This is a genomic window from Flavobacterium sp. T50_26 (genome assembly GCF_057652995.1).
This window is the reverse complement of record NZ_JBYFCC010000011.1, coordinates 96,845-115,313: the sequence shown is the minus strand read 5'-3', so window position 1 is coordinate 115,313 and position 18,469 is coordinate 96,845. Positions and strand designations below refer to the sequence as shown.

22 protein-coding genes are annotated in these 18,469 nt (G+C 34.0%); 5 read left to right on the top strand and 17 right to left on the bottom strand.

All coding sequences use genetic code 11. From position 1 onward, the window contains the following. Positions 1-21: 21 nt before the first annotated feature. Complete coding sequence (gene prfA, locus AC23MC_RS08595) at positions 22-1,095, top strand: peptide chain release factor 1 (RefSeq protein ID WP_487567887.1); 1,074 nt, start codon at positions 22-24, stop codon at positions 1,093-1,095. Between the two features lie 53 nt (positions 1,096-1,148). Here the strand turns inward: prfA and AC23MC_RS08590 are convergent, their stop codons facing one another. The 15 genes from AC23MC_RS08590 to AC23MC_RS08520 all read right to left on the bottom strand — a co-directional run bounded on the left by AC23MC_RS08590 (position 1,149) and on the right by AC23MC_RS08520 (position 10,639). Beyond that, a complete protein-coding gene (locus AC23MC_RS08590; protein WP_487567888.1) occupies positions 1,149-1,811 on the bottom strand; it encodes a DUF6565 domain-containing protein in 663 nt (220 codons plus the stop codon). 23 nt (positions 1,812-1,834) lie between these two features. Beyond that, complete coding sequence (locus AC23MC_RS08585; protein WP_487567889.1) at positions 1,835-2,215, bottom strand: hypothetical protein; 381 nt, start codon at positions 2,213-2,215, stop codon at positions 1,835-1,837. A 4-nt stretch (positions 2,216-2,219) separates the two neighbouring features. Next, positions 2,220-2,609 carry a hypothetical protein gene (locus AC23MC_RS08580; RefSeq protein WP_487567890.1) on the bottom strand — a complete coding sequence of 130 codons (390 nt, stop codon included), beginning with the start codon at positions 2,607-2,609 and terminating at the stop codon, positions 2,220-2,222. A gap of 11 nt (positions 2,610-2,620) precedes the next feature. Next, positions 2,621-2,902 (bottom strand): YtxH domain-containing protein, encoded by a 282-nt coding sequence (locus tag AC23MC_RS08575; RefSeq protein WP_291094892.1) that lies wholly within the window; start codon positions 2,900-2,902, stop codon positions 2,621-2,623. 18 nt (positions 2,903-2,920) lie between these two features. Next, positions 2,921-3,073: a lmo0937 family membrane protein gene (locus tag AC23MC_RS08570; RefSeq protein ID WP_487567891.1), complete on the bottom strand. Its 153-nt coding sequence runs from the start codon at positions 3,071-3,073 to the stop codon at positions 2,921-2,923. 26 nt (positions 3,074-3,099) lie between these two features. Next, positions 3,100-3,741, bottom strand: coding sequence for a porin family protein (locus AC23MC_RS08565; RefSeq protein WP_487567892.1), 642 nt, complete (start codon positions 3,739-3,741; stop codon positions 3,100-3,102). Positions 3,742-3,760: 19 nt separating this feature from the next. Next, the gene (locus AC23MC_RS08560; protein ID WP_487567893.1) at positions 3,761-4,291 is read right to left on the bottom strand and encodes a hypothetical protein; all 531 of its coding nucleotides are present in this window, start codon (positions 4,289-4,291) and stop codon (positions 3,761-3,763) included. Between the two features lie 200 nt (positions 4,292-4,491). Continuing rightward, on the bottom strand, positions 4,492-5,490 hold the full coding sequence (locus AC23MC_RS08555) for a YihY/virulence factor BrkB family protein (RefSeq protein ID WP_487567894.1): 999 nt from the start codon (positions 5,488-5,490) through the stop codon (positions 4,492-4,494). A gap of 12 nt (positions 5,491-5,502) precedes the next feature. Next, positions 5,503-7,275, bottom strand: coding sequence for a sensor histidine kinase (locus tag AC23MC_RS08550; protein ID WP_487567895.1), 1,773 nt, complete (start codon positions 7,273-7,275; stop codon positions 5,503-5,505). Between the two features lies 1 nt (position 7,276). Further along, on the bottom strand, positions 7,277-7,723 hold the full coding sequence (locus AC23MC_RS08545) for a response regulator (protein ID WP_487567896.1): 447 nt from the start codon (positions 7,721-7,723) through the stop codon (positions 7,277-7,279). An 18-nt stretch (positions 7,724-7,741) separates the two neighbouring features. Then, positions 7,742-8,296 (bottom strand): helix-turn-helix domain-containing protein, encoded by a 555-nt coding sequence (locus tag AC23MC_RS08540; RefSeq protein ID WP_487567897.1) that lies wholly within the window; start codon positions 8,294-8,296, stop codon positions 7,742-7,744. 113 nt (positions 8,297-8,409) lie between these two features. Beyond that, the gene (locus tag AC23MC_RS08535) at positions 8,410-8,790 is read right to left on the bottom strand and encodes a lipocalin family protein (RefSeq protein ID WP_487567898.1); all 381 of its coding nucleotides are present in this window, start codon (positions 8,788-8,790) and stop codon (positions 8,410-8,412) included. A gap of 126 nt (positions 8,791-8,916) precedes the next feature. Next, a complete protein-coding gene (locus tag AC23MC_RS08530) occupies positions 8,917-9,102 on the bottom strand; it encodes a CsbD family protein (RefSeq protein ID WP_291094877.1) in 186 nt (61 codons plus the stop codon). Positions 9,103-9,246: 144 nt separating this feature from the next. Beyond that, a complete protein-coding gene (locus AC23MC_RS08525) occupies positions 9,247-10,374 on the bottom strand; it encodes an AI-2E family transporter (RefSeq protein ID WP_487567899.1) in 1,128 nt (375 codons plus the stop codon). Between the two features lie 79 nt (positions 10,375-10,453). Further along, positions 10,454-10,639 carry a CsbD family protein gene (locus AC23MC_RS08520; protein WP_291094874.1) on the bottom strand — a complete coding sequence of 62 codons (186 nt, stop codon included), beginning with the start codon at positions 10,637-10,639 and terminating at the stop codon, positions 10,454-10,456. Between the two features lie 160 nt (positions 10,640-10,799). On the opposite strand from AC23MC_RS08520, the gene pyrF reads away from it, so the two are divergent. After that, a complete protein-coding gene (gene pyrF / locus AC23MC_RS08515) occupies positions 10,800-11,624 on the top strand; it encodes an orotidine-5'-phosphate decarboxylase (protein WP_487567900.1) in 825 nt (274 codons plus the stop codon). Positions 11,625-11,632: 8 nt separating this feature from the next. Beyond that, the gene (locus AC23MC_RS08510; protein WP_487567901.1) at positions 11,633-12,418 is read left to right on the top strand and encodes an ABC transporter substrate-binding protein; all 786 of its coding nucleotides are present in this window, start codon (positions 11,633-11,635) and stop codon (positions 12,416-12,418) included. Here the strand turns inward: AC23MC_RS08510 and AC23MC_RS08505 are convergent. Beyond that, the gene (locus AC23MC_RS08505; protein WP_487567902.1) at positions 12,413-12,568 is read right to left on the bottom strand and encodes a hypothetical protein; all 156 of its coding nucleotides are present in this window, start codon (positions 12,566-12,568) and stop codon (positions 12,413-12,415) included. The genes AC23MC_RS08510 and AC23MC_RS08505 overlap by 6 nt on opposite strands. 107 nt (positions 12,569-12,675) lie before the next feature. Here AC23MC_RS08505 and AC23MC_RS08500 point away from each other — a divergent pair, with 107 nt between their 5' ends. Continuing rightward, on the top strand, positions 12,676-13,461 hold the full coding sequence (locus AC23MC_RS08500) for an alpha/beta fold hydrolase (protein WP_487567903.1): 786 nt from the start codon (positions 12,676-12,678) through the stop codon (positions 13,459-13,461). 206 nt (positions 13,462-13,667) lie between these two features. Here the strand turns inward: AC23MC_RS08500 and AC23MC_RS08495 are convergent, their stop codons facing one another. After that, positions 13,668-14,378 carry a DUF4197 domain-containing protein gene (locus AC23MC_RS08495; RefSeq protein ID WP_487567904.1) on the bottom strand — a complete coding sequence of 237 codons (711 nt, stop codon included), beginning with the start codon at positions 14,376-14,378 and terminating at the stop codon, positions 13,668-13,670. A gap of 626 nt (positions 14,379-15,004) precedes the next feature. Here AC23MC_RS08495 and AC23MC_RS08490 point away from each other — a divergent pair. Beyond that, a complete protein-coding gene (locus AC23MC_RS08490) occupies positions 15,005-18,439 on the top strand; it encodes a methylmalonyl-CoA mutase family protein (RefSeq protein WP_487567905.1) in 3,435 nt (1,144 codons plus the stop codon). Positions 18,440-18,469 lie beyond the last annotated feature (30 nt).

Genomic DNA, 18,469 nt, shown 5'->3' with positions numbered 1-18,469 from the left:
CCAAAATAGAGTTATAAGACTATGTTAGACAGATTACAATATGTAAAACAACGGTTCGACGAGATATCGGATTTGATTATTCAGCCTGATGTGATTGCCGATCAGAAGCGTTATGTGCAATTGAACCAAGAATATAAAACCTTAAAAGGTTTGGTGGATAAGCGTGAAGAATACATCCGTTTGACCCAAAATATGGCAGAAGCCAACGAAATTATTGCCGATGGTTCGGATGCCGAAATGGTGGAAATGGCCAAAATGGAGTTAGATGATGCAAAGGAAAGACTTCCTGAATTAGAAGACGAAATCAAGTTTATGTTGATTCCGAAAGATCCTGAAGATGCCAAAAATGTGATGGTGGAAGTTCGTGCAGGTACAGGTGGCGACGAAGCCTCAATTTTTGCAGGAGATTTATACAGAATGTACACCAAATATTGCGAAAGTAAAGGTTGGAGAACGTCTGTGGTAGATATGAATGAAGGAACTGCCGGAGGTTTTAAAGAGGTAATTTTTGAAGTAACCGGAGAAGATGTGTACGGAACATTAAAGTTTGAAGCTGGCGTTCACCGTGTGCAACGCGTTCCGCAAACGGAAACACAAGGTAGAGTTCACACTTCAGCAGCAACCGTAATGGTTTTGCCGGAAGCGGAAGAATTTGATGTTCAAATTGATATGAATGATGTTCGAATTGATTATTTCTGTTCGTCTGGTCCTGGTGGTCAGTCGGTGAACACGACAAAGTCAGCAGTACGAATGACGCACGTTCCAACCGGATTGGTGGCTCAATGTCAGGATGAAAAATCACAGCATAAAAACAAAGACAAAGCGTTAACGGTTTTGCGTTCACGTTTGTATGAAATGGAATTGGCGAAAAAGCAAGCGGAAGATGCAACTAAGCGTACCTCGCAAGTGAGTAGTGGAGACCGTTCGGCAAAAATTAGAACCTATAATTATGCTCAAGGTAGAATAACCGATCACCGTATTGGATTGAGTATTTTCGATTTAGATGGATTTATGAACGGAAATATTCAAAAAATGATTGATGAGTTGCAGCTCGTTTCCAACACAGAAAAATTAAAAGAATCAGAAGTATTTTAAAAAAAAAACGGAGCCTAAAATTGGCTCCGTTTTCCTTTCCACAAAAGAGTAGGTTATTCTTTTGCTTCAGCGTTTTCCTCTGATTTTGCAGATATTCTATTTGCTTTAAAGAACGTAGCAAATCTAGTTTTTAATCCTGCAATTTTTAAATTATCTGAACCAGATAATCCTTCTTTTTCAACTGTATTTTTACGAGTATCCAATGCTTCATAAAGCAATTTGATTTCGTCCCATTCTTCTCTTGTATAGTTGTCTTTGTTATCTGAAGTTGTGTTTACAAAAGTTTCATAGGTTTGCAAGATGTTATCTTTGTTTACCCAAGAAAAATTCATGTCATCACCAATTTGTTGACCAACAAAAAGAGACGATCTTACTTTAGCTTTATAATTAGCAGCTTCCATTTTTTGTCTTTCTGCAACTAAATTCGCTTTAAATTCTTCATATTTTGCTGAAGAAGCTTCAATTTTTCTGTCTAATTCTGCTCTGTCTTCCAGATTTTCTAAAGCACTTTCTGCTTCAATTTTTTTGGCGATGTAAGCGTTTTCAACAGCATCCCATTTTTCAGCTAAATCTTCTGAAGCTACATTGCTAACAGAATCGATGTAGGCTGTGTAATTGTTAACGGCTTTTTCTGCTTGTGTTTTTTTCTCGTCTGCACATGAAACGAAAGTAGCTGCAACAACTGAAGCTACAAAAAGTGATTTTAAATTTTTCATTTTATTAAGGTTTAAGGTTATTATTATTTATTTAATTCTGGTTCTTCTGTTTCTGAAACAGTTTCTTCTTTTGAATTTACTTTTGTTAAGTAATTGGTTACTACGAACTGTAAGACGGTACCAAGCACTTTTTTTATTGGATTACTGGAATTGCCAATTATTACTTTTCTTGAAACATATCCACCAACTAAACTCAAAAAAGTTGGAAGTATAGGAAGTAGTTTATTTTTATCAGTAACGGTTTGGTAAACACCTTGAAGTCCTTCTTGGATAATGTTGGCCGGAGAAATACTTTCTTTTACTTTATTAAACTGTTCTTTAATCTCAGCAAGTTCTCGTCTATGTTGCAGGGTTAAAAGAGCAATTTTTTGATCTAATAATTCGTTTTGTGTTGGCTTTTTCATGGTTTTATAGATTTGAATTATTGATAGTTTCTTCGTAGAATTTATCATCTTTCTCTTTCATTAATTTTCCAACAACCATATTATCAATTGGGACTTTGATTAAGTTTTTTCTAAAAACATACAATACAATTCCAACAAAAACATAGAATCCGGACATTATGAAAAATCCCATGGCATAATCTCCTAATGCATTACCAATAAGCAATGCTAATCCAAGATTTATAAATAGTGTAAATATAGCCACAATAAAAGCCAGCGTAGCAACTACAGCAAGAGATGATATAACATCTGATGATTTATCAATTGCATTCAATTTGATGAGTTCTAGACTCGTTCTTGAATACTGTTCTGCTTTGTCGTAAAGCTTACCTAAGTTTGTGGCTATATTTTCCATTATTTATATTTTTATTTATTCAATTCGCGGTTGATTTTTTCAAGATTCGCTTTTCCTTCGTTTGCAACGTTGTGAGCAACGTCTTCTGCTTTTGAAGTAAGTGAATGATACTGATCTTCAACAGAAGTCAAGAAATCATTAAAACTTGATTTTACGGTATCTTTTAAATCACCACTTTTTTTGGCAATTTTTCTACGGGTATTTTCACCTTTGTCCGGTGCAAATAAAACTCCTAAAACTGCTCCTGCGGCTAATCCGCCTAAAACTCCTAATAATACATTTGATGCTTTCATAATTTGTGTTTTTAATGTTTAAATATTTCTTCCTTTGATTAATCTGAATAAAATAGCGATTACAGCGATTACTAATAGAACGTGGATAATTGATCCGATGCTGTAAACAAAAAATCCTAGTGCCCAGAGTATTACTAAAACTACTGCGACGGTGTATAATAAATTTGACATAATAAGAGGTTATTAATGGTTACTAATTAAAATTGAAAAGCGGCGTAAACACTTAAGTTACTGTTTTTTCCATCAGGAAAAGTATAATTTGTTCCTAAGAAACTTCTTTCTTTACCAACGGTTGATAAACCATAGTTATAACGAACTCCAAATCCGATTGAACCAAAATCAAAACCAGCTCCGGCAGCAAGACCATAATCAAATTTGTTAAAATCATCATTGTCCATGTTTTCTTCAAAATCAAAACTTCCGCTTCCTGATTCATTGGTTACTTCTGCATCAATTAAGTAGGCAAAATATGGACCTGCGTGCAGATTAAAGTTTTTAGCTACATTTAATTTCAACAAAAGCGGCACTTCAAGATAATTTAATTTGAATTTTCCGGTTCCTGATGCAAAGGCATTGTCATAAACCAATTCTGCACCTTTTCTGGAATAAAGAAATTCGGGTTGAATGGAGATGAAACTTGTAATAGGCATGGAAACAAATACTCCTACATTAAAACTGGTTAAAACATTATTGTCATCAACGTCTTCTGTGTAAAGGTTAGAGAAGTTTACTCCTCCTTTGATTCCAAAGCTAGCTCCGGTTGAAGCGTTGTCATTAGTTTGTGCGTTTGAAACGTTGAAAGCGGCACAAGTTAGAGCTGTTAAAATTAATTTTCTCATAATGCAAGTAATTAAATAATTAGTAATTGGGTTTATTTTGGGTTTCTAAAAAATCATTGATTTTAGTTATGTTTTGTTCAAGTTCTTCTATTTTACGTTCGTAAAAATCGCTCATTTCAGAAATTTCATTTTTATGACGAATTTTTTCAAATTTATATTTCTCATTTTCCAAAAATTTTATAAAATCGTTTAAACTATTTTTAGTTGAATATTTTATATAGTACGTTTTTGTTGATAATCCATCGGATAGAACAATCAACTTTTTTTGAGCAACAGAGTTAACAATAGTATCAACTTGAGTGTGATTTTTTTCAATTTCTGAAAGCAATTCGATTAATAAACTATCATTGCTTTTTTCGATTAACTGATTAATAACAGACTTAATTTTGAAATTAATTGAACTCACGTTTGTTATGTTTTCAATCTCAAAATCCGACTCTGAGTTCATCATTTTTTTTTCTTCTTCTTCAACACATGATATAGATACAATCAAAATCATTAAGATAAATGCCGTAATTTCAAAAAACTTTTTAGTGTTAATTCTTTTCATTTTATTCACTTGATTTAACATTACAAAGTTCCGACAATCAACCACCAATAGTGTTACATGATATTTTGATTTTGTTATAGAATTACCACATCTTGCTATTTTAAAGGGTTTGCAAAGGGGGTATAAGCAAAAAAAATCTCATTTTTACATGAGATTTAATTTTATAAAAGAAATTTTTATATTCAGAATAATTGAATTAATTAACTAGTTTTAATGTCATTAATACATATTGAATTGTCTTTTTTCAATTCTTTAATTTCAACATCTGCAGATTGAATTGTTTTGGCCTCAGTAGTAACTGTTATATATTGAACGATTTCGGCATATTTTGAAGGTTTTATTGGTTCCGCAAATTTTACTGCATAGCATTTGGCAAAAGTTGCCCCCAAATATAAGATAACAGACGAGTAATAAACCCAGACCATTAAAACCACAATAGATCCGGCGGCTCCATATACATCACTAATATTTGAATTAGCGATGTAGAAGGTAATTAGAAATTTTCCAAGCATAAACAATACTGTGGTTGTAAAGGCAGCAACACGAACTTGTCTCCATGTAATGTCGGCATCAGGAAGTATAGTAAAAATGGCTCCAAAAAGCAATGATGTAATGATGAACGTTACAAAAATGTTTGAAAAATAGATAAAGCCAACACTAATTTCAGAATAGGTTAGAGCTAATCGATCACTAATACCGTCTAACAAAGTTGAAAAACCAAGTGCCACAAGCATAATGAATCCTAAGCTTCCAATTACTCCAAAAGATAATAATCTAGCTTTGATAAATAGCCAAATTCCCGATCTTTTCTTTGGGCGTAAACTCCAAATGGTATTAATAGAATCTTGAATTTCTGCAAAAACTGATGTTGCAGCAAAGATCAATGTGCCAATTCCAATAACTGCCGCAACAGTGCTGTTTGGAGATAATGCTAAATTTTGAATCATTAATTGAATTTGCTCTGCTGCAGACGGTCCGAGAAAGTCTTTCATTTGAGAATAAATAGCTCCTTCAATCGCTTCTCTGCCCCAAAATACATCGCAGATAAATAAAATCACGAGTAATAAAGGGGCTAACGAAAAAACAGTAATATAGGCTAATGAAGAACTCATTTTGAGGATTTTGAACTCAGTAAAGCCATCAAAAGTATCTAGAATAACTTCGTAAAATGATTTGAAATAAGTTTGTATAGCCGGCATTTAAATTTTTTTTTAGTATTCTGTTGGTAAATAAACAGTGATTAAAGCACCTTCATTTGGCTGACCATTGGCACAAATAAAACCATAATGATTTTTGACAATTTTTTTACAAATTGCTAATCCAACTCCGGTTCCTGGGTAACTATCTTTAGCATGAAGTCGATTAAAGAGCAGAAAAATTTTCTTTGAATCATCAGGATGAAAACCAATTCCGTTATCTACAAAACTAATTTTATGATAAACTCTATTTGAATTATCATCAATTTGATCATCTTCGCTGGCTTTTATTTTTTCATAGCTTATTGTAATGATTGGAGGTTGATCCGGCTTTTTGTATTTAATGGAATTATTTATTAAATTAATGAATAATTGCCTTAACTGAAATGGAATTCCTTTGATTTCGGGTAATTGACAAAAATCAACGGTTGCATTGGTTTCTTCAATCAATTGAGATAATTCTTGAACAGCAGCTGTGGCGGTTTCAGTCAAATCTACTTCTTCAAAACTGGCATCTGTTTTATTAGTGCGAGAATATTGCAGTAAATCATCAATTAGAACCCTCATTCTACTAGCTGAAACCACTATTCTTTCCATATATTCTTTTCCGGCTTCAGAAAGATTTTCCTTCTCTTTTTCATTTATACGAGAAATAAAGGTCTGAATTTTTCTTAATGGTTCTTGCAAATCATGACTGGCGGCATAATTAAATTCTACTAATTCTTTGTTGTTTCTTTCTAGATCGGTGTTTTTTTCGCGAAGAATAATTTTTTTCACAATATCATCGGTTACATCCTGTGTGGTTCCGATGATAATTTTTTCGTTAAAGCGATTGATGAATAATTTCCCAACCGAACGCAAATGACGTACTTCTTCATTTTTATTAATTATTCTATAATTAATTGTAAGAAGACTTTTATTAATTGGAATATCATTGAATGCTTTTGATGTTACTTCATAATCATCCGGATGAACAAAACCTAGAAAATCGGTGTGTGTGGCTTCAAAAACTTGAGGTTCTAATCCAAAAAGTCTAAACTGGTTGTCTGAAAACTGAATTTCATTTTTTTCCAAATTCCATGTCCAGCTACAATAATTTCCTAATATTTCTGCTTGATTGATAGATTCTTGCGAAACCCTTAGTCTGGAATTAGATCGTTCAATTTTTTTAAAATCACTATTAATTTTAATATAAGCAATGACAATAAAAAATAATGTGATGAGAATGACCAATAAAGCATAAAGTGGTGTGTAGGAAACAGAATCTCGAAAATCAAATTCACGTTTTTTCAAAATGCTGTTTTCAAGCGAAACCATTTCGTCAACCTTATTCCGAATTTGATCCATCACTTTCTTGCCATTGGCTTCATAATATTTTTTATAAAGATCTTTATCTTCATAACTTTTATTAAAATAAGTGTAACGCAAAACGATCAAATGATAAAGTTCTTTTAACTTTTTTTGTTGAGATTGATTGTCTGCCGTAAGATTTTTTAAATCGAAAAAAGCTTGATTAACTTTTTCTCTTGAGTTGGAATACGAATCTAAAAAAGTTGTGTCTCCATACAATAAGTAACCACGATAACCGGTTTCGGCATCTTTAATATAGGAAATAACCCGTTCAAGTTCTAATTGAACTTCATAGGAATGAATGACTAAATCTCTCGATTTATTCAGATTGATGATATGCTTGTATGAAACAGAAGCCGTAAATAAAATGACTGCCAAAGAAACCACAAACGCGATTTTGAGTAGTAGAGTCGATTTTTTTAGGTCTTGAATTTTCATTTTACATTCTTAATAAAAAATTTTCTTTGTTTAAGCCGGATGTGTGATATTGCCAATTTAGCGTAACTACCTCGCTCAATATTTTCTTTAGTGTACTAAAATCGCTTGGTTTTTTAATATAAATATTTGCTCCTTGCACAAATGTATTTTCTATATCTTCTTCCGATGAGGAGGTAGAATAAATAGCAATTGCTATATCATTAAATTTTTGTATTTTTTTTATTTCCAACAAGCACTCAAATCCATTTTTCTTAGGCATATTCAAATCTAAAAAAAGGATATTTGGCAAAACCGTTTCCGGATTGTGAAGATAATTCATCAATTCTTCACCATCACAATGGGTAGAAACTACAGTATTAATTTTTAATTCTTCAAAGGCATCTTTAAAAAAAAGACGATCATCTTCATCATCATCGGCCAAGGCAATGGTAATGTGTTCTTTTTGCATACAAAGTGTTTATTATAGTTAGTTGAATGTGTTTAGTCTTCGTTTGGCAATGATTCGTTGAAAGGCGGATGGTGTAATTCCGGTAATGTTTTTAAATTGTGTGCTCAAATGAGCAACGCTGGAATAATTTAATTTAAATGCAATTTCGGTTAAAGTTAATTGATTATTGATTATTAAGCTTTTGGCCAATTCAATTTTTTGGATGATAATAAAATTTTCAATAGAAGTATAAGTTACTTCCGAAAATAAATTGGATAAATAGCCATAACTATGATTTAGTTTTTCTGTGAGGTAAACAGAACTTTTTACAGATAAAGGCTCTTCACTATTCACCATTTCGGCGATAGTGTCTTTTATCTTTTGCACCAATATACTTTTTTGATTTTCAATAACTTCAATGCCATATTCATTTAGTATGATGGTCATTTCTTGTAGTTTTTCAGCAGAAATATTTTCTGAAAACTCAATTTCGCCAAAACTTAGAATCACAGGTTTTAAGCCTAATTCGCCAAGTTTTTGTTCTAAAATTTTTTTAGTTAAGATATTGAAATCAAATTTTAAAAAGGCTTTCATATTTTGTGGTTAATTCGTAGTAAATTTAGCAAAAAAGACGATAAATTCAATTTTAATATAAAACAAGACATAACTTTTTTAGGGGCTATGTCTTGCAGGGTGAATTAATAAGTCTACTTTGTTAATTCTAAGGTTTGAATTTCATTGGAACCATCTGTAGATTTCCATTTTTGTGATTTTCTGTTGTTTTCAATTAAAATCCATGTTTTGGCAATCGTAGAATTTTCGCTTTCAATTGTTATGTATGGTTCGTTTAGATTCCATTTGAACGGAACATCATCTTTTGTTTCTACTCCTAAAACATTATAGTATAAGCTTTTTTCTCCTGTATTGTTTTTGTTAAAGGTAATAGTTCCTATGTTGTTCAAAGAAATATTTTGTTCGCCGGGTTTAATTGTTTCAAACTTTTGAACGTTCCATGTTCCAACAATTTTTTCAGAACAAGAAGTTAAAAACAGAACGGCAACAAAAGATAAAGTAAAAATTGATTTCATATAAGTAAATTTGAATGTTATTAATTGTAATTGATTTGAAGACTGTCATTGAATTAGGTTCAATTACTTAAAATCAAACCTAATTCTTTGAAAGCCATTCTTTTTCGTAGCTTTTTATAACTAAACTTAAAGTTTATCAATCATTTTTTTAACTTCATCCTTAGATTTTCCAACACGTTGTTGGATTCTTCCGTAAAGTTCATCTTCTTTTCCTTCAACGTATAATAAATCATCGTCGGTTAAATCAGCGTATTGTTGTTTTAACTTTCCTTTTAACTCATTCCAGTTTCCTTTTAAATCGGTTGTATTCATGATTTTGGTTTTTAAATTAATAATTTCGTTTATATATACTACAAAGCTAGCCCAACATAGCACTTGTTATGTTACACAATTTTGTTTGTTTGTTATATAATTTCGAGGAAAGCTAGTAACTTTTGGATAAACTAAGCTTGAAAACTAATTAACTTTTAGTTTTTCTTTTCTAATTTTTTTCCAGTTTTTTAACCGTATTCTGGCGGTGCTTCTCAAATGTTCATCAAGCGGTTCGCCAATCAAAAAACCATACGGTTTGAGTTCCGGAATCGTATCAAAAACAACTTTTAAGCTGGCAACAACAGGTAAAGCTACTATCATTCCGGCTGTTCCCCAAAGCATTGAGAACAAGATGATGGAAAGAATGGCAACAAAGGCATTGATACTCACTTTTGAACCTGTGATTTTTGGAGTAATAAAATTTCCTTCTATAAATTGAATAAAAACAAAAATAGCAATAACGCCAATAGGGTACCATAACGAATCTTTTGTGGCCAAAGCAACAATTGCCGGAAGTAACGATCCAATTATAATTCCGATATAAGGGATTAATAACAGCAAAGCAGCAAGAAATCCAAAGAAAATGGCATTATCAATTCCTAAAATTAATAAACCAACTGAGTTGAGAACACCCACAATTCCCATTACCATAAACAACCCTACTAAATAGTTTTGTTGAACATCATAAAGTTTGCTCAAAATTGTTTTAGCTTTTAAAGTATTACCATCTTTTGAAAAAGCTCTGTAAATAAAGCTTTTAAAAAATTTACGATATATTAAGAAGAAAAAGATATAGAGCGGAATCAAAATTATATCTGTAAAAACACTTCCGGACACGGTAACAAATTCAAAAATACTAGAGGAATTCTCTTTTAAAGTCTCACCAAGATTTAGCTTTTTTAAAGACAATTCACTTTTATTAATTCCAAAAGTAGACTCGATTTTTGTGGCAAGATCATTGTAAACTTGACTCAATTTATCAGCATAATCACTTCCTTTATCCATAATATCGGAAATTTGAAAACCGATAAATGTAATTAAAGCAAAAACCAAAAGTGATAACAATAAGATTGCAAAAATTGCCGAAACTACTCTATTAAAGTGCCATCTTCTTTCTAAATACAATACAAACGGAAAGACCGAAACACTTAAAATAATGGCAATAATCATTGGCACTATCACCGGCTTCAGTACATATAAAACAAAAACTAAACCTATGATGAAAAGAAGGTTTAGAGCAGCGGAATTTTCTTTTTTTGTAGTTGTTACCATGCAGCAAATAGTGATTAAATTTAAAAAAAGAGGAATCGTTATAATTCCTCTTTAAGATATTTTTTTGGTAATCAAAAAATTAAAGCTTGTCAATCATATCTTTAACTTCTTCTTTCGATTTTCCAACACGTTGTTGAATTCTTCCGTAAAGTTCGTCTTCTTTTCCTTCAACGTAAAGTAAATCATCATCTGTTAAATCGGCATATTGTTGTTTTAATTTACCTTTTAACTCGTTCCATTTTCCTTTTAAATCTGTTGTGTTCATAATAGTTGAATTTTAAATTAATACAATGTTTGTTATTGTATTTACAAAATTATCATTTAAACCGGCGGATATTGTTATACAATTTTCCGAGATTGTTATATAATTTTATTGATTGTCTAAATCTACTTTGTAAATTTGCCAAACTACAAAAACCAACAAATTGACTACAACACAACTTATTAAACAAATTTACACTAAAAAATCGTTTCTATGCATAGGTTTGGATGTGGATTTAAATAAAATTCCAAAACACCTGCTCCAAACCGATGATCCAATTTTTGAATTCAACAAAGCAATCATCGATGCCACGCACGATTTGTGTGTTTCCTATAAACCAAATACCGCATTTTATGAAGCATATGGATTAAAAGGATGGCAATCGTTGCAAAAAACCATTGATTACATTAATACAAATTATCCCGAAATTTTTACGATTGCCGATGCAAAGCGAGGCGATATTGGCAATACATCTACCATGTATGCCAAAGCTTTTTTAGAAGATTTGAATTTTGATTCGGTTACTGTTGCACCTTATATGGGAAAAGATTCGGTGGAACCGTTTTTGGCTTTTGAAAATAAACACACCATTTTACTTGCTCTAACATCCAACGAAGGAGCATTTGATTTTCAAACGAAACTTTCTCCCGACACTTCGGGAAATAAGGAAATTTATAAACACGTTTTAGAAACTTCCAAAACGTGGAAAAACAGCGAGAATTTAATGTATGTTGTTGGAGCCACCAAAGCAGAATATTTTACGGAAATTAGAAAGATTGTTCCCGATAGTTTTCTTTTAGTTCCCGGAGTAGGAGCACAAGGCGGAAGTTTACAAGAAGTTTGCAAATATGGATTAAACGCCAATGTTGGATTGTTAATCAATTCGTCACGGGCAATTATTTATGCTTCAAATGAATTAGATTTTGCAGCAAAAGCAAGAGAAGAAGCGTTGAAGTTGCAAAAGGAAATGGAAGAAATTCTGAAATAAAAACAATAATGACTTTCATCGACCAACTCGGAACTTCACATTTTTTTAAAACCACACCCAAACGAATCGTTTCCCTCGTTCCCTCGCAAACCGAACTTCTATATGATTTAGGTTTGGAAGATTCAATTGTGGGAATCACAAAATTTTGCGTTCATCCAATTCACTTAAAAAATACAAAAAGAATAATTGGCGGAACAAAAATTGTAGATTTTACTAAAATTAAAGAACTAAATCCTGATGTAATAATTGCCAACAAAGAAGAAAATACAAAAGTAATTGTTGACCAATTAAGTCAAATTTGTCCTGTGATTGTTACCGACATTAAATCGGTGGAAGACAATATCAAAATGATTGAAGATTTTGGTCAGCTATTCAATAAAAAAGAAGAAGCGAAGCAATGGATTTCAAATATAAGTTTGGCTTACCTTGATTTTCAGTTTTTTATGGTTGATAAACCAATCAAAAAAGTACTTTATTTTATTTGGGCAAAACCCTATATGGTAGCTGGAGAAGAGACGTTTATTGATGCCATGTTAAAGCTAAACAATTTTCAAAACGCTTTCAAAAATCCACGATATCCAGAAATACAAGTGAATGAATTAAAACAATGTGATGTCGATTTAATTTTGTTGTCTTCTGAACCTTATCCATTCAATCAAAGTCATGAAGTTGAAATTGGAAAATTTACTTCCAACGTACAATTTATACAAGTGGACGGTGAATGTTTTTCCTGGTACGGAAGCCGAATTCTAAAAGCTTTTGATTACTTTAAAACGTTACACGAAAAATTATAGTTCAACTTCCTCTAGAACAAGTGTTTCTTTCTTTTCAGCTTGAACATTTTCCGGTTTTTCAGCAATAGGTTGCTTTTTCTTTTTCAAAAAGTTTGAAAATTCTTGTTTCAAAAACTTTAAATCTTTATTTTCTTTAAAAACGCCTTTCATTGGGGTGAAATTTTTTTGCAAAGATACATTATCAAATTATTATATTTTCATTATGATTTGTTAAGATTCAAAATTTGTGTAAAAATGCTACATTTGCCAAAAAAAGTTTGATTTCCTATTCAACATACAAAAACGAAACTTCTTCAGAGTGGGTTACCTTCGTGCATGGAGCAGGAGGAAGTTCGTCTATTTGGTTCAAGCAAATCAGAGAATTTCAAAAGCATTTTAATGTTTTATTACTTGATTTGCGTGGTCATGGAGATTCAAAACCAAACCTAAAAAACGGATTCAAACAAAAATATACTTTCAAATCCATCGCCCAAGATGTTTACGAAGTAATCGATCATTTAAAAATAGAATCTTCTCATTTTGTCGGCATCTCACTCGGAACCATCGTCATCAGACAATTAGCAGAAATGCATCCCACCCGAGTAAAATCAATGATAATGGGTGGAGCGATTTTAAAAATGAATTTCCGCTCACAAATTTTAATGAAACTCGGAAACATTTTTAAATACGTTTTACCTTATTTAGTACTCTATCGCTTTTTCGCCTTTGTGATTATGCCAAAGAAAAATCACAAACAATCGCGATTACTTTTCATCAACGAAGCCAAAAAATTATACCAAAAAGAATTCATTAAATGGTTTAAACTAACCGCAGAAATCAATCCGGTTCTTCGCTGGTTTCGCCAAGTCGAAATCAATATTCCAACCCTTTATGTCATGGGCCAAGAAGATTATATGTTTCTGCCCTCTGTTCGTCAAGTCGTTGAAAAACACTATAAAACGGCAGAATTATTTGTGATAGAAAATTGCGGACACGTAGTAAACGTTGAGCAACCGCTGCAGTTTAATTCGGCTGTCATTTCATTCGTTCAGTCTAAAGCATAAAAAAAAGTCAGCGGTCTCAATCACTGACTTTCTTTTTACTAACTAACTCTAACCAAACAAACCTTAAATTTATACTGCAAATATCGGCAGAAAATTTAGATGGTTATGTTAAGCATTTGTTATATATATGTTATTGATTATTAAATTTTTAGCTGTCTCAACCTCAAACCTGAAACTTGAAACCTGAAACTTGAAACCTGAAACTTCTATTTGTTATCCTGCATCGCAAAAACCCTCTTCAACAAATCAGAACTTCTCGCACTCAAATTTGTTCTAATCTCTTTTTCTTCCACAGCCACCATTTTAAAAACACCTTCCATTGCTTTTGTGGTCGTATAATCCGTCAAATCAGGATTCACTTTTTTCACTAACGGAATCGAATTGTATTTGGTAATGATTTCTTTCCAAACCTTATCCGCACCCACTTTACTAAACGAATTTTTAATCACCGGATTAAATTTTCCATACAACGCCGTCGAAGTCGAATTCTGCAAATAGGAAGTCGCCGCCGTCTGATTTCCCATCAAAATATTCTTCGCATCGTTAAATGTCATTTGTTTCACCGCATCCACAAAAATCGGAGTCGCTTCTTTCACAGCATCTTCCGCAGCACGGTTCAACACTTTCAAACCTTCATCAGCCAAACTCGATAAACCAATCGCTCGTAAACGCGAATCCACCATTTTCAACTCATCCGGAAGCAAAATTTTAACGGCTTCGTTCTTAAAAAATCCATCTGTTTTAGTCAATTTCGAAACCTGTTTGTCAATTCCGTTGTTCAAGGCTTCCTTCAATCCACTGGCAATATCAGCATTACCAAGCATACCGCCTGTTTGAGGAAGTTGAGCTGCAATTTGTTGCATTTCTGCACAGCTAAAAAATGTAAAGGCACACAAAAATAAAATCGTTTTTTTCATATTAGAATAAATTTATATCCCAAAAGTAAGCAAATAGCATGCCTTTTCCATTCGCACTAAGTTTTTTTTAAGAAGCTATTCCCGCTTTCCATTCCAAGCTTGTTTGTCTTGTTGTTTTTTTCTAAGGCAAAAAAGTAGCTCCCAAGGTCGCTCTTTTTCGCCAAGAAAAAAATACAACAATCCTGCTCAAGGCTTTCCATTTCAATCGGGGCTAGGAAGTTGCGGGGTGAAAAGTTGCGGGTTGCGGGTTGAAAGGTTTCGGGTTAAAAGGTTACGAGTTGTGAGTTTCAGTTTTAAGTCACGTTCCCGCAATCTTGTCATTCCGACGCAGGAGGACACGAGCGATAGCGAACTGGCGAAGCAATCTCATTTCTGTGCTTTCCGTGTTTTCCGTGAGAAAAAAAGTTTTCACTCGCAATTTCCCGCAATCTTGTCATTCCGACGCAGGAGGACACGAGCGATAGCGAACTGGCTAAGCAATCTCGTCAAAAATTTCAAATTCTATCTCCAAAATTACCCAATCCTAAAACTGACAACCAACAACCGACAACCGACAACCAAAAAAAAACTAAATTATTTTTATTAATTCCGTAAATTGCACCCTCAAAAACATCATTTTTTTATCAATGGAACAAGCAACTCCTTATATTCCTAAAAATAAAGTAAGAATTGTAACTGCCGCATCACTTTTTGACGGACACGATGCAGCCATCAACATCATGCGACGCATCATTCAAGCCACAGGCGTGGAAGTCATTCACCTTGGCCACGACAGAAGCGTTGAAGAAGTCGTAAACACTGCTATTCAAGAAGATGCCAATGCAATTGCCATGACATCCTACCAAGGCGGTCACAACGAATATTTCAAATACATGCACGATTTGCTCAAAGAAAAAGGAGCCGGTCATATCAAAATATTTGGCGGTGGAGGAGGCGTAATCCTTCCTGAAGAAATTAAAGACCTTCATGACTACGGAATCACTCGAATTTATTCACCTGATGACGGTCGTGCGATGGGCTTACAAGGAATGATCAACGATTTAGTCCAACAATCCGATTACCCAATTGGCGATAATTTGAACGGCGAAGCCAAAGAATTATACAAAAAAAATCCACGTTCCATTGCTCGCGTAATTTCTGCTGCAGAGAATTTTCCGGATATTGCCAAAGAAACGTTAGACACTATTCACAAAGAAAATGAATCCTCAAAAATTCCCGTTCTCGGAATCACCGGAACAGGTGGAGCAGGAAAATCATCCTTAGTAGATGAATTAGTTCGTCGTTTTCTAATCGACTTCCCTGAAAAAACAATCGGATTAATATCCGTCGATCCATCTAAAAGAAAAACGGGCGGTGCTTTGTTGGGCGACAGAATCCGAATGAACGCCATCAATAATCCTCGCGTTTATATGCGTTCGTTGGCTACTCGTCAATCCAATTTAGCCTTATCAAAATATGTTGCCGAAGCCATTCAAGTATTGAAGGCTGCCAAATACGACATAATCATTCTGGAAACTTCTGGAATTGGTCAAAGTGATACTGAAATCATCGAACATTCGGATGTTTCTCTTTATGTAATGACTCCTGAATTCGGTGCCGCAACCCAACTCGAAAAAATCGATATGCTTGATTTTGCCGATTTAGTTGCCATCAACAAATTTGACAAAAGAGGTTCGCTCGATGCTCTTCGCGATGTAAAAAAACAATACCAACGCAATCACAACCTTTGGGATGCCGATTTAGATTCACTACCCGTTTTCGGAACAATTGCTTCGCAATTCAATGATCCGGGAATGAACACACTTTACAAAAAAGTGATGGACAAAATCGTCGAAAAAACAGAAGCTGATTTACAATCTACGTTCGAAATCACACGTGAAATGAGCGAGAAAATCTTCGTCATTCCGCCACACAGAACCCGTTATCTTTCTGAAATTTCAGAGAATAACCGCAAATATGACGAAACAGTTTTATCGCAAGTGGAAGTCGCACAAAAATTATACGGAATTTATAAAACCATCGAATCGGTTGGTCATATCAACAAATTGGGTTTAACCAAATTCGGAATCAACGAAGAACAACTTCAAAACGCTGAATCAACTACCAACAAAGAATTTTTAAGTTTACTAGCAAAAGAATTCGACCGCGTAAAAATGAACCTCGACCCATTCAATTGGGAAATCATTTTAACGTGGGACGAAAAAGTAAACAAATACAAAAACCTGATTTATTCGTTCAAAGTTCGCGACAAAGAAATCAAAATTCAAACACATACCGAATCGCTTTCGCATTCGCAAATACCAAAAGTAGCATTGCCAAAATACCAAGCGTGGGGCGATATATTAAAGTGGAATTTACAAGAAAATGTTCCCGGCGAATTTCCATTTGCATCAGGACTTTATCCCTTCAAACGAGAAGGCGAAGATCCATCGCGAATGTTTGCCGGAGAAGGTGGACCGGAGCGAACCAACAAACGTTTTCACTACGTGAGTGCAGGTTTACCCGCCAAACGTTTATCAACGGCGTTTGACTCGGTAACATTATACGGAAACGATCCTGATTTACGTCCGGATATTTACGGAAAAATTGGTAATGCTGGGGTTTCCATTTGTTGTTTAGACGATGCCAAAAAATTATATTCCGGTTTCGATTTAAGTCATCCGTTAACTTCTGTGAGTATGACAATCAACGGTCCGGCTCCGATGTTGCTTGGCTTTTTTATGAATGCCGCCATCGATCAGAATTGTGAAAAATACATCATTGAAAATAATTTACAAGTTGAGGTTGAAGAAAAAATCAACGAAATCTACAAGAAAAATGGTTTCGTTCGTCCAACCTACAACGGCGAACTTCCCAAAGGAAACAACGGTTTAGGGTTGATGTTATTAGGCGTAACCGGAGACCAAGTGCTACCGCAAGACGTGTACCAAGACATTAAAATTAAAACCTTAGCACAAGTTCGCGGAACTGTTCAAGCCGATATTTTAAAAGAAGATCAAGCCCAAAACACCTGTATTTTCTCCACCGAATTCGCTCTCCGTTTGATGGGCGACGTGCAGGAATATTTCATTCAAAAGAATGTGCGTAATTTCTATTCGGTTTCCATTTCGGGTTATCACATTGCAGAAGCAGGAGCAAACCCAATCACGCAATTAGCGTTCACGTTGGCCAATGGTTTCACTTACGTGGAATATTATTTGAGTCGTGGCATGAACATCAACGATTTCGGTCCCAATTTATCCTTCTTTTTCTCGAACGGAATCGATCCGGAATATGCCGTGATTGGTCGTGTGGCAAGAAAAATTTGGGCAAAAGCTTTAAAAAATAAATACGGAGCCAACGAAAGAGCTCAGATGTTGAAATACCACATTCAAACCTCGGGACGTTCATTGCATGCTCAAGAAATTGATTTCAATGACATCCGTACGACTTTGCAAGCGTTGTATGCGATTTACGACAACTGTAACTCGTTGCACACGAATGCGTATGACGAAGCCATTACCACACCAACTGAAGAATCGGTGCGTCGTGCGATGGCGATTCAGTTGATTATCAACAAAGAATTAGGTTTAGCCAAAAACGAAAACCCGATTCAAGGTTCGTTTATCATTGAAGAATTAACCGATTTAGTGGAAGATGCTGTTTTACAGGAATTCGACCGAATCACAGAACGTGGTGGTGTGTTAGGTGCAATGGAAACGATGTACCAACGTTCTAAAATTCAAGAAGAATCGTTGTATTATGAAACCTTAAAACACAATGGCGATTTCCCAATCATTGGGGTGAATACGTTTTTAAGTTCAAAAGGTTCGCCAACGGTGATTCCGGCAGAAGTAATTCGTGCTACCGAAGAAGAGAAACAATTTCAAATTAAAACCTTGGAAACCTTACACCAATTGCACGAGCAAAAAGTAAACGAACAATTAAACAGCTTACAAGAAGCCGCCATCAACAACCAAAACATTTTTGAACGTTTGATGGAAGCCACCAAATATTGTTCATTAGGTCAAATTACGAGTTCGTTGTTTGAAGTGGGTGGGCAGTATAGAAGGAATATGTAGGTTTTATGTATATGATTTTAAAGGACGACG

What these genes read in the sequence shown, in the direction of transcription:
- AC23MC_RS08505 (WP_487567902.1), bottom strand. Translation starts at nt 12,568, where the DNA reads ATGAAAGGCGTTTTTAAAGAAAATAAAGATTTAAAGTTTTTGAAACAA.
- AC23MC_RS08575 (WP_291094892.1), bottom strand. Translation starts at nt 2,902, where the DNA reads ATGAAAGCATCAAATGTATTATTAGGAGTTTTAGGCGGATTAGCCGCA.
- AC23MC_RS08510 (WP_487567901.1), top strand. Translation starts at nt 11,633, where the DNA reads ATGACTTTCATCGACCAACTCGGAACTTCACATTTTTTTAAAACCACA.
- AC23MC_RS08545 (WP_487567896.1), bottom strand. Translation starts at nt 7,723, where the DNA reads ATGCAAAAAGAACACATTACCATTGCCTTGGCCGATGATGATGAAGAT.
- AC23MC_RS08490 (WP_487567905.1), top strand. Translation starts at nt 15,005, where the DNA reads ATGGAACAAGCAACTCCTTATATTCCTAAAAATAAAGTAAGAATTGTA.
- AC23MC_RS08580 (WP_487567890.1), bottom strand. Translation starts at nt 2,609, where the DNA reads ATGGAAAATATAGCCACAAACTTAGGTAAGCTTTACGACAAAGCAGAA.
- AC23MC_RS08540 (WP_487567897.1), bottom strand. Translation starts at nt 8,296, where the DNA reads ATGAAAGCCTTTTTAAAATTTGATTTCAATATCTTAACTAAAAAAATT.
- AC23MC_RS08590 (WP_487567888.1), bottom strand. Translation starts at nt 1,811, where the DNA reads ATGAAAAATTTAAAATCACTTTTTGTAGCTTCAGTTGTTGCAGCTACT.
- prfA (WP_487567887.1), top strand. Translation starts at nt 22, where the DNA reads ATGTTAGACAGATTACAATATGTAAAACAACGGTTCGACGAGATATCG.
- AC23MC_RS08585 (WP_487567889.1), bottom strand. Translation starts at nt 2,215, where the DNA reads ATGAAAAAGCCAACACAAAACGAATTATTAGATCAAAAAATTGCTCTT.
- AC23MC_RS08565 (WP_487567892.1), bottom strand. Translation starts at nt 3,741, where the DNA reads ATGAGAAAATTAATTTTAACAGCTCTAACTTGTGCCGCTTTCAACGTT.
- AC23MC_RS08495 (WP_487567904.1), bottom strand. Translation starts at nt 14,378, where the DNA reads ATGAAAAAAACGATTTTATTTTTGTGTGCCTTTACATTTTTTAGCTGT.
- AC23MC_RS08520 (WP_291094874.1), bottom strand. Translation starts at nt 10,639, where the DNA reads ATGAACACAACAGATTTAAAAGGAAAATGGAACGAGTTAAAAGGTAAA.
- AC23MC_RS08530 (WP_291094877.1), bottom strand. Translation starts at nt 9,102, where the DNA reads ATGAATACAACCGATTTAAAAGGAAACTGGAATGAGTTAAAAGGAAAG.
- AC23MC_RS08525 (WP_487567899.1), bottom strand. Translation starts at nt 10,374, where the DNA reads ATGGTAACAACTACAAAAAAAGAAAATTCCGCTGCTCTAAACCTTCTT.
- AC23MC_RS08555 (WP_487567894.1), bottom strand. Translation starts at nt 5,490, where the DNA reads ATGCCGGCTATACAAACTTATTTCAAATCATTTTACGAAGTTATTCTA.
- AC23MC_RS08550 (WP_487567895.1), bottom strand. Translation starts at nt 7,275, where the DNA reads ATGAAAATTCAAGACCTAAAAAAATCGACTCTACTACTCAAAATCGCG.
- AC23MC_RS08560 (WP_487567893.1), bottom strand. Translation starts at nt 4,291, where the DNA reads ATGAAAAGAATTAACACTAAAAAGTTTTTTGAAATTACGGCATTTATC.
- AC23MC_RS08570 (WP_487567891.1), bottom strand. Translation starts at nt 3,073, where the DNA reads ATGTCAAATTTATTATACACCGTCGCAGTAGTTTTAGTAATACTCTGG.
- AC23MC_RS08535 (WP_487567898.1), bottom strand. Translation starts at nt 8,790, where the DNA reads ATGAAATCAATTTTTACTTTATCTTTTGTTGCCGTTCTGTTTTTAACT.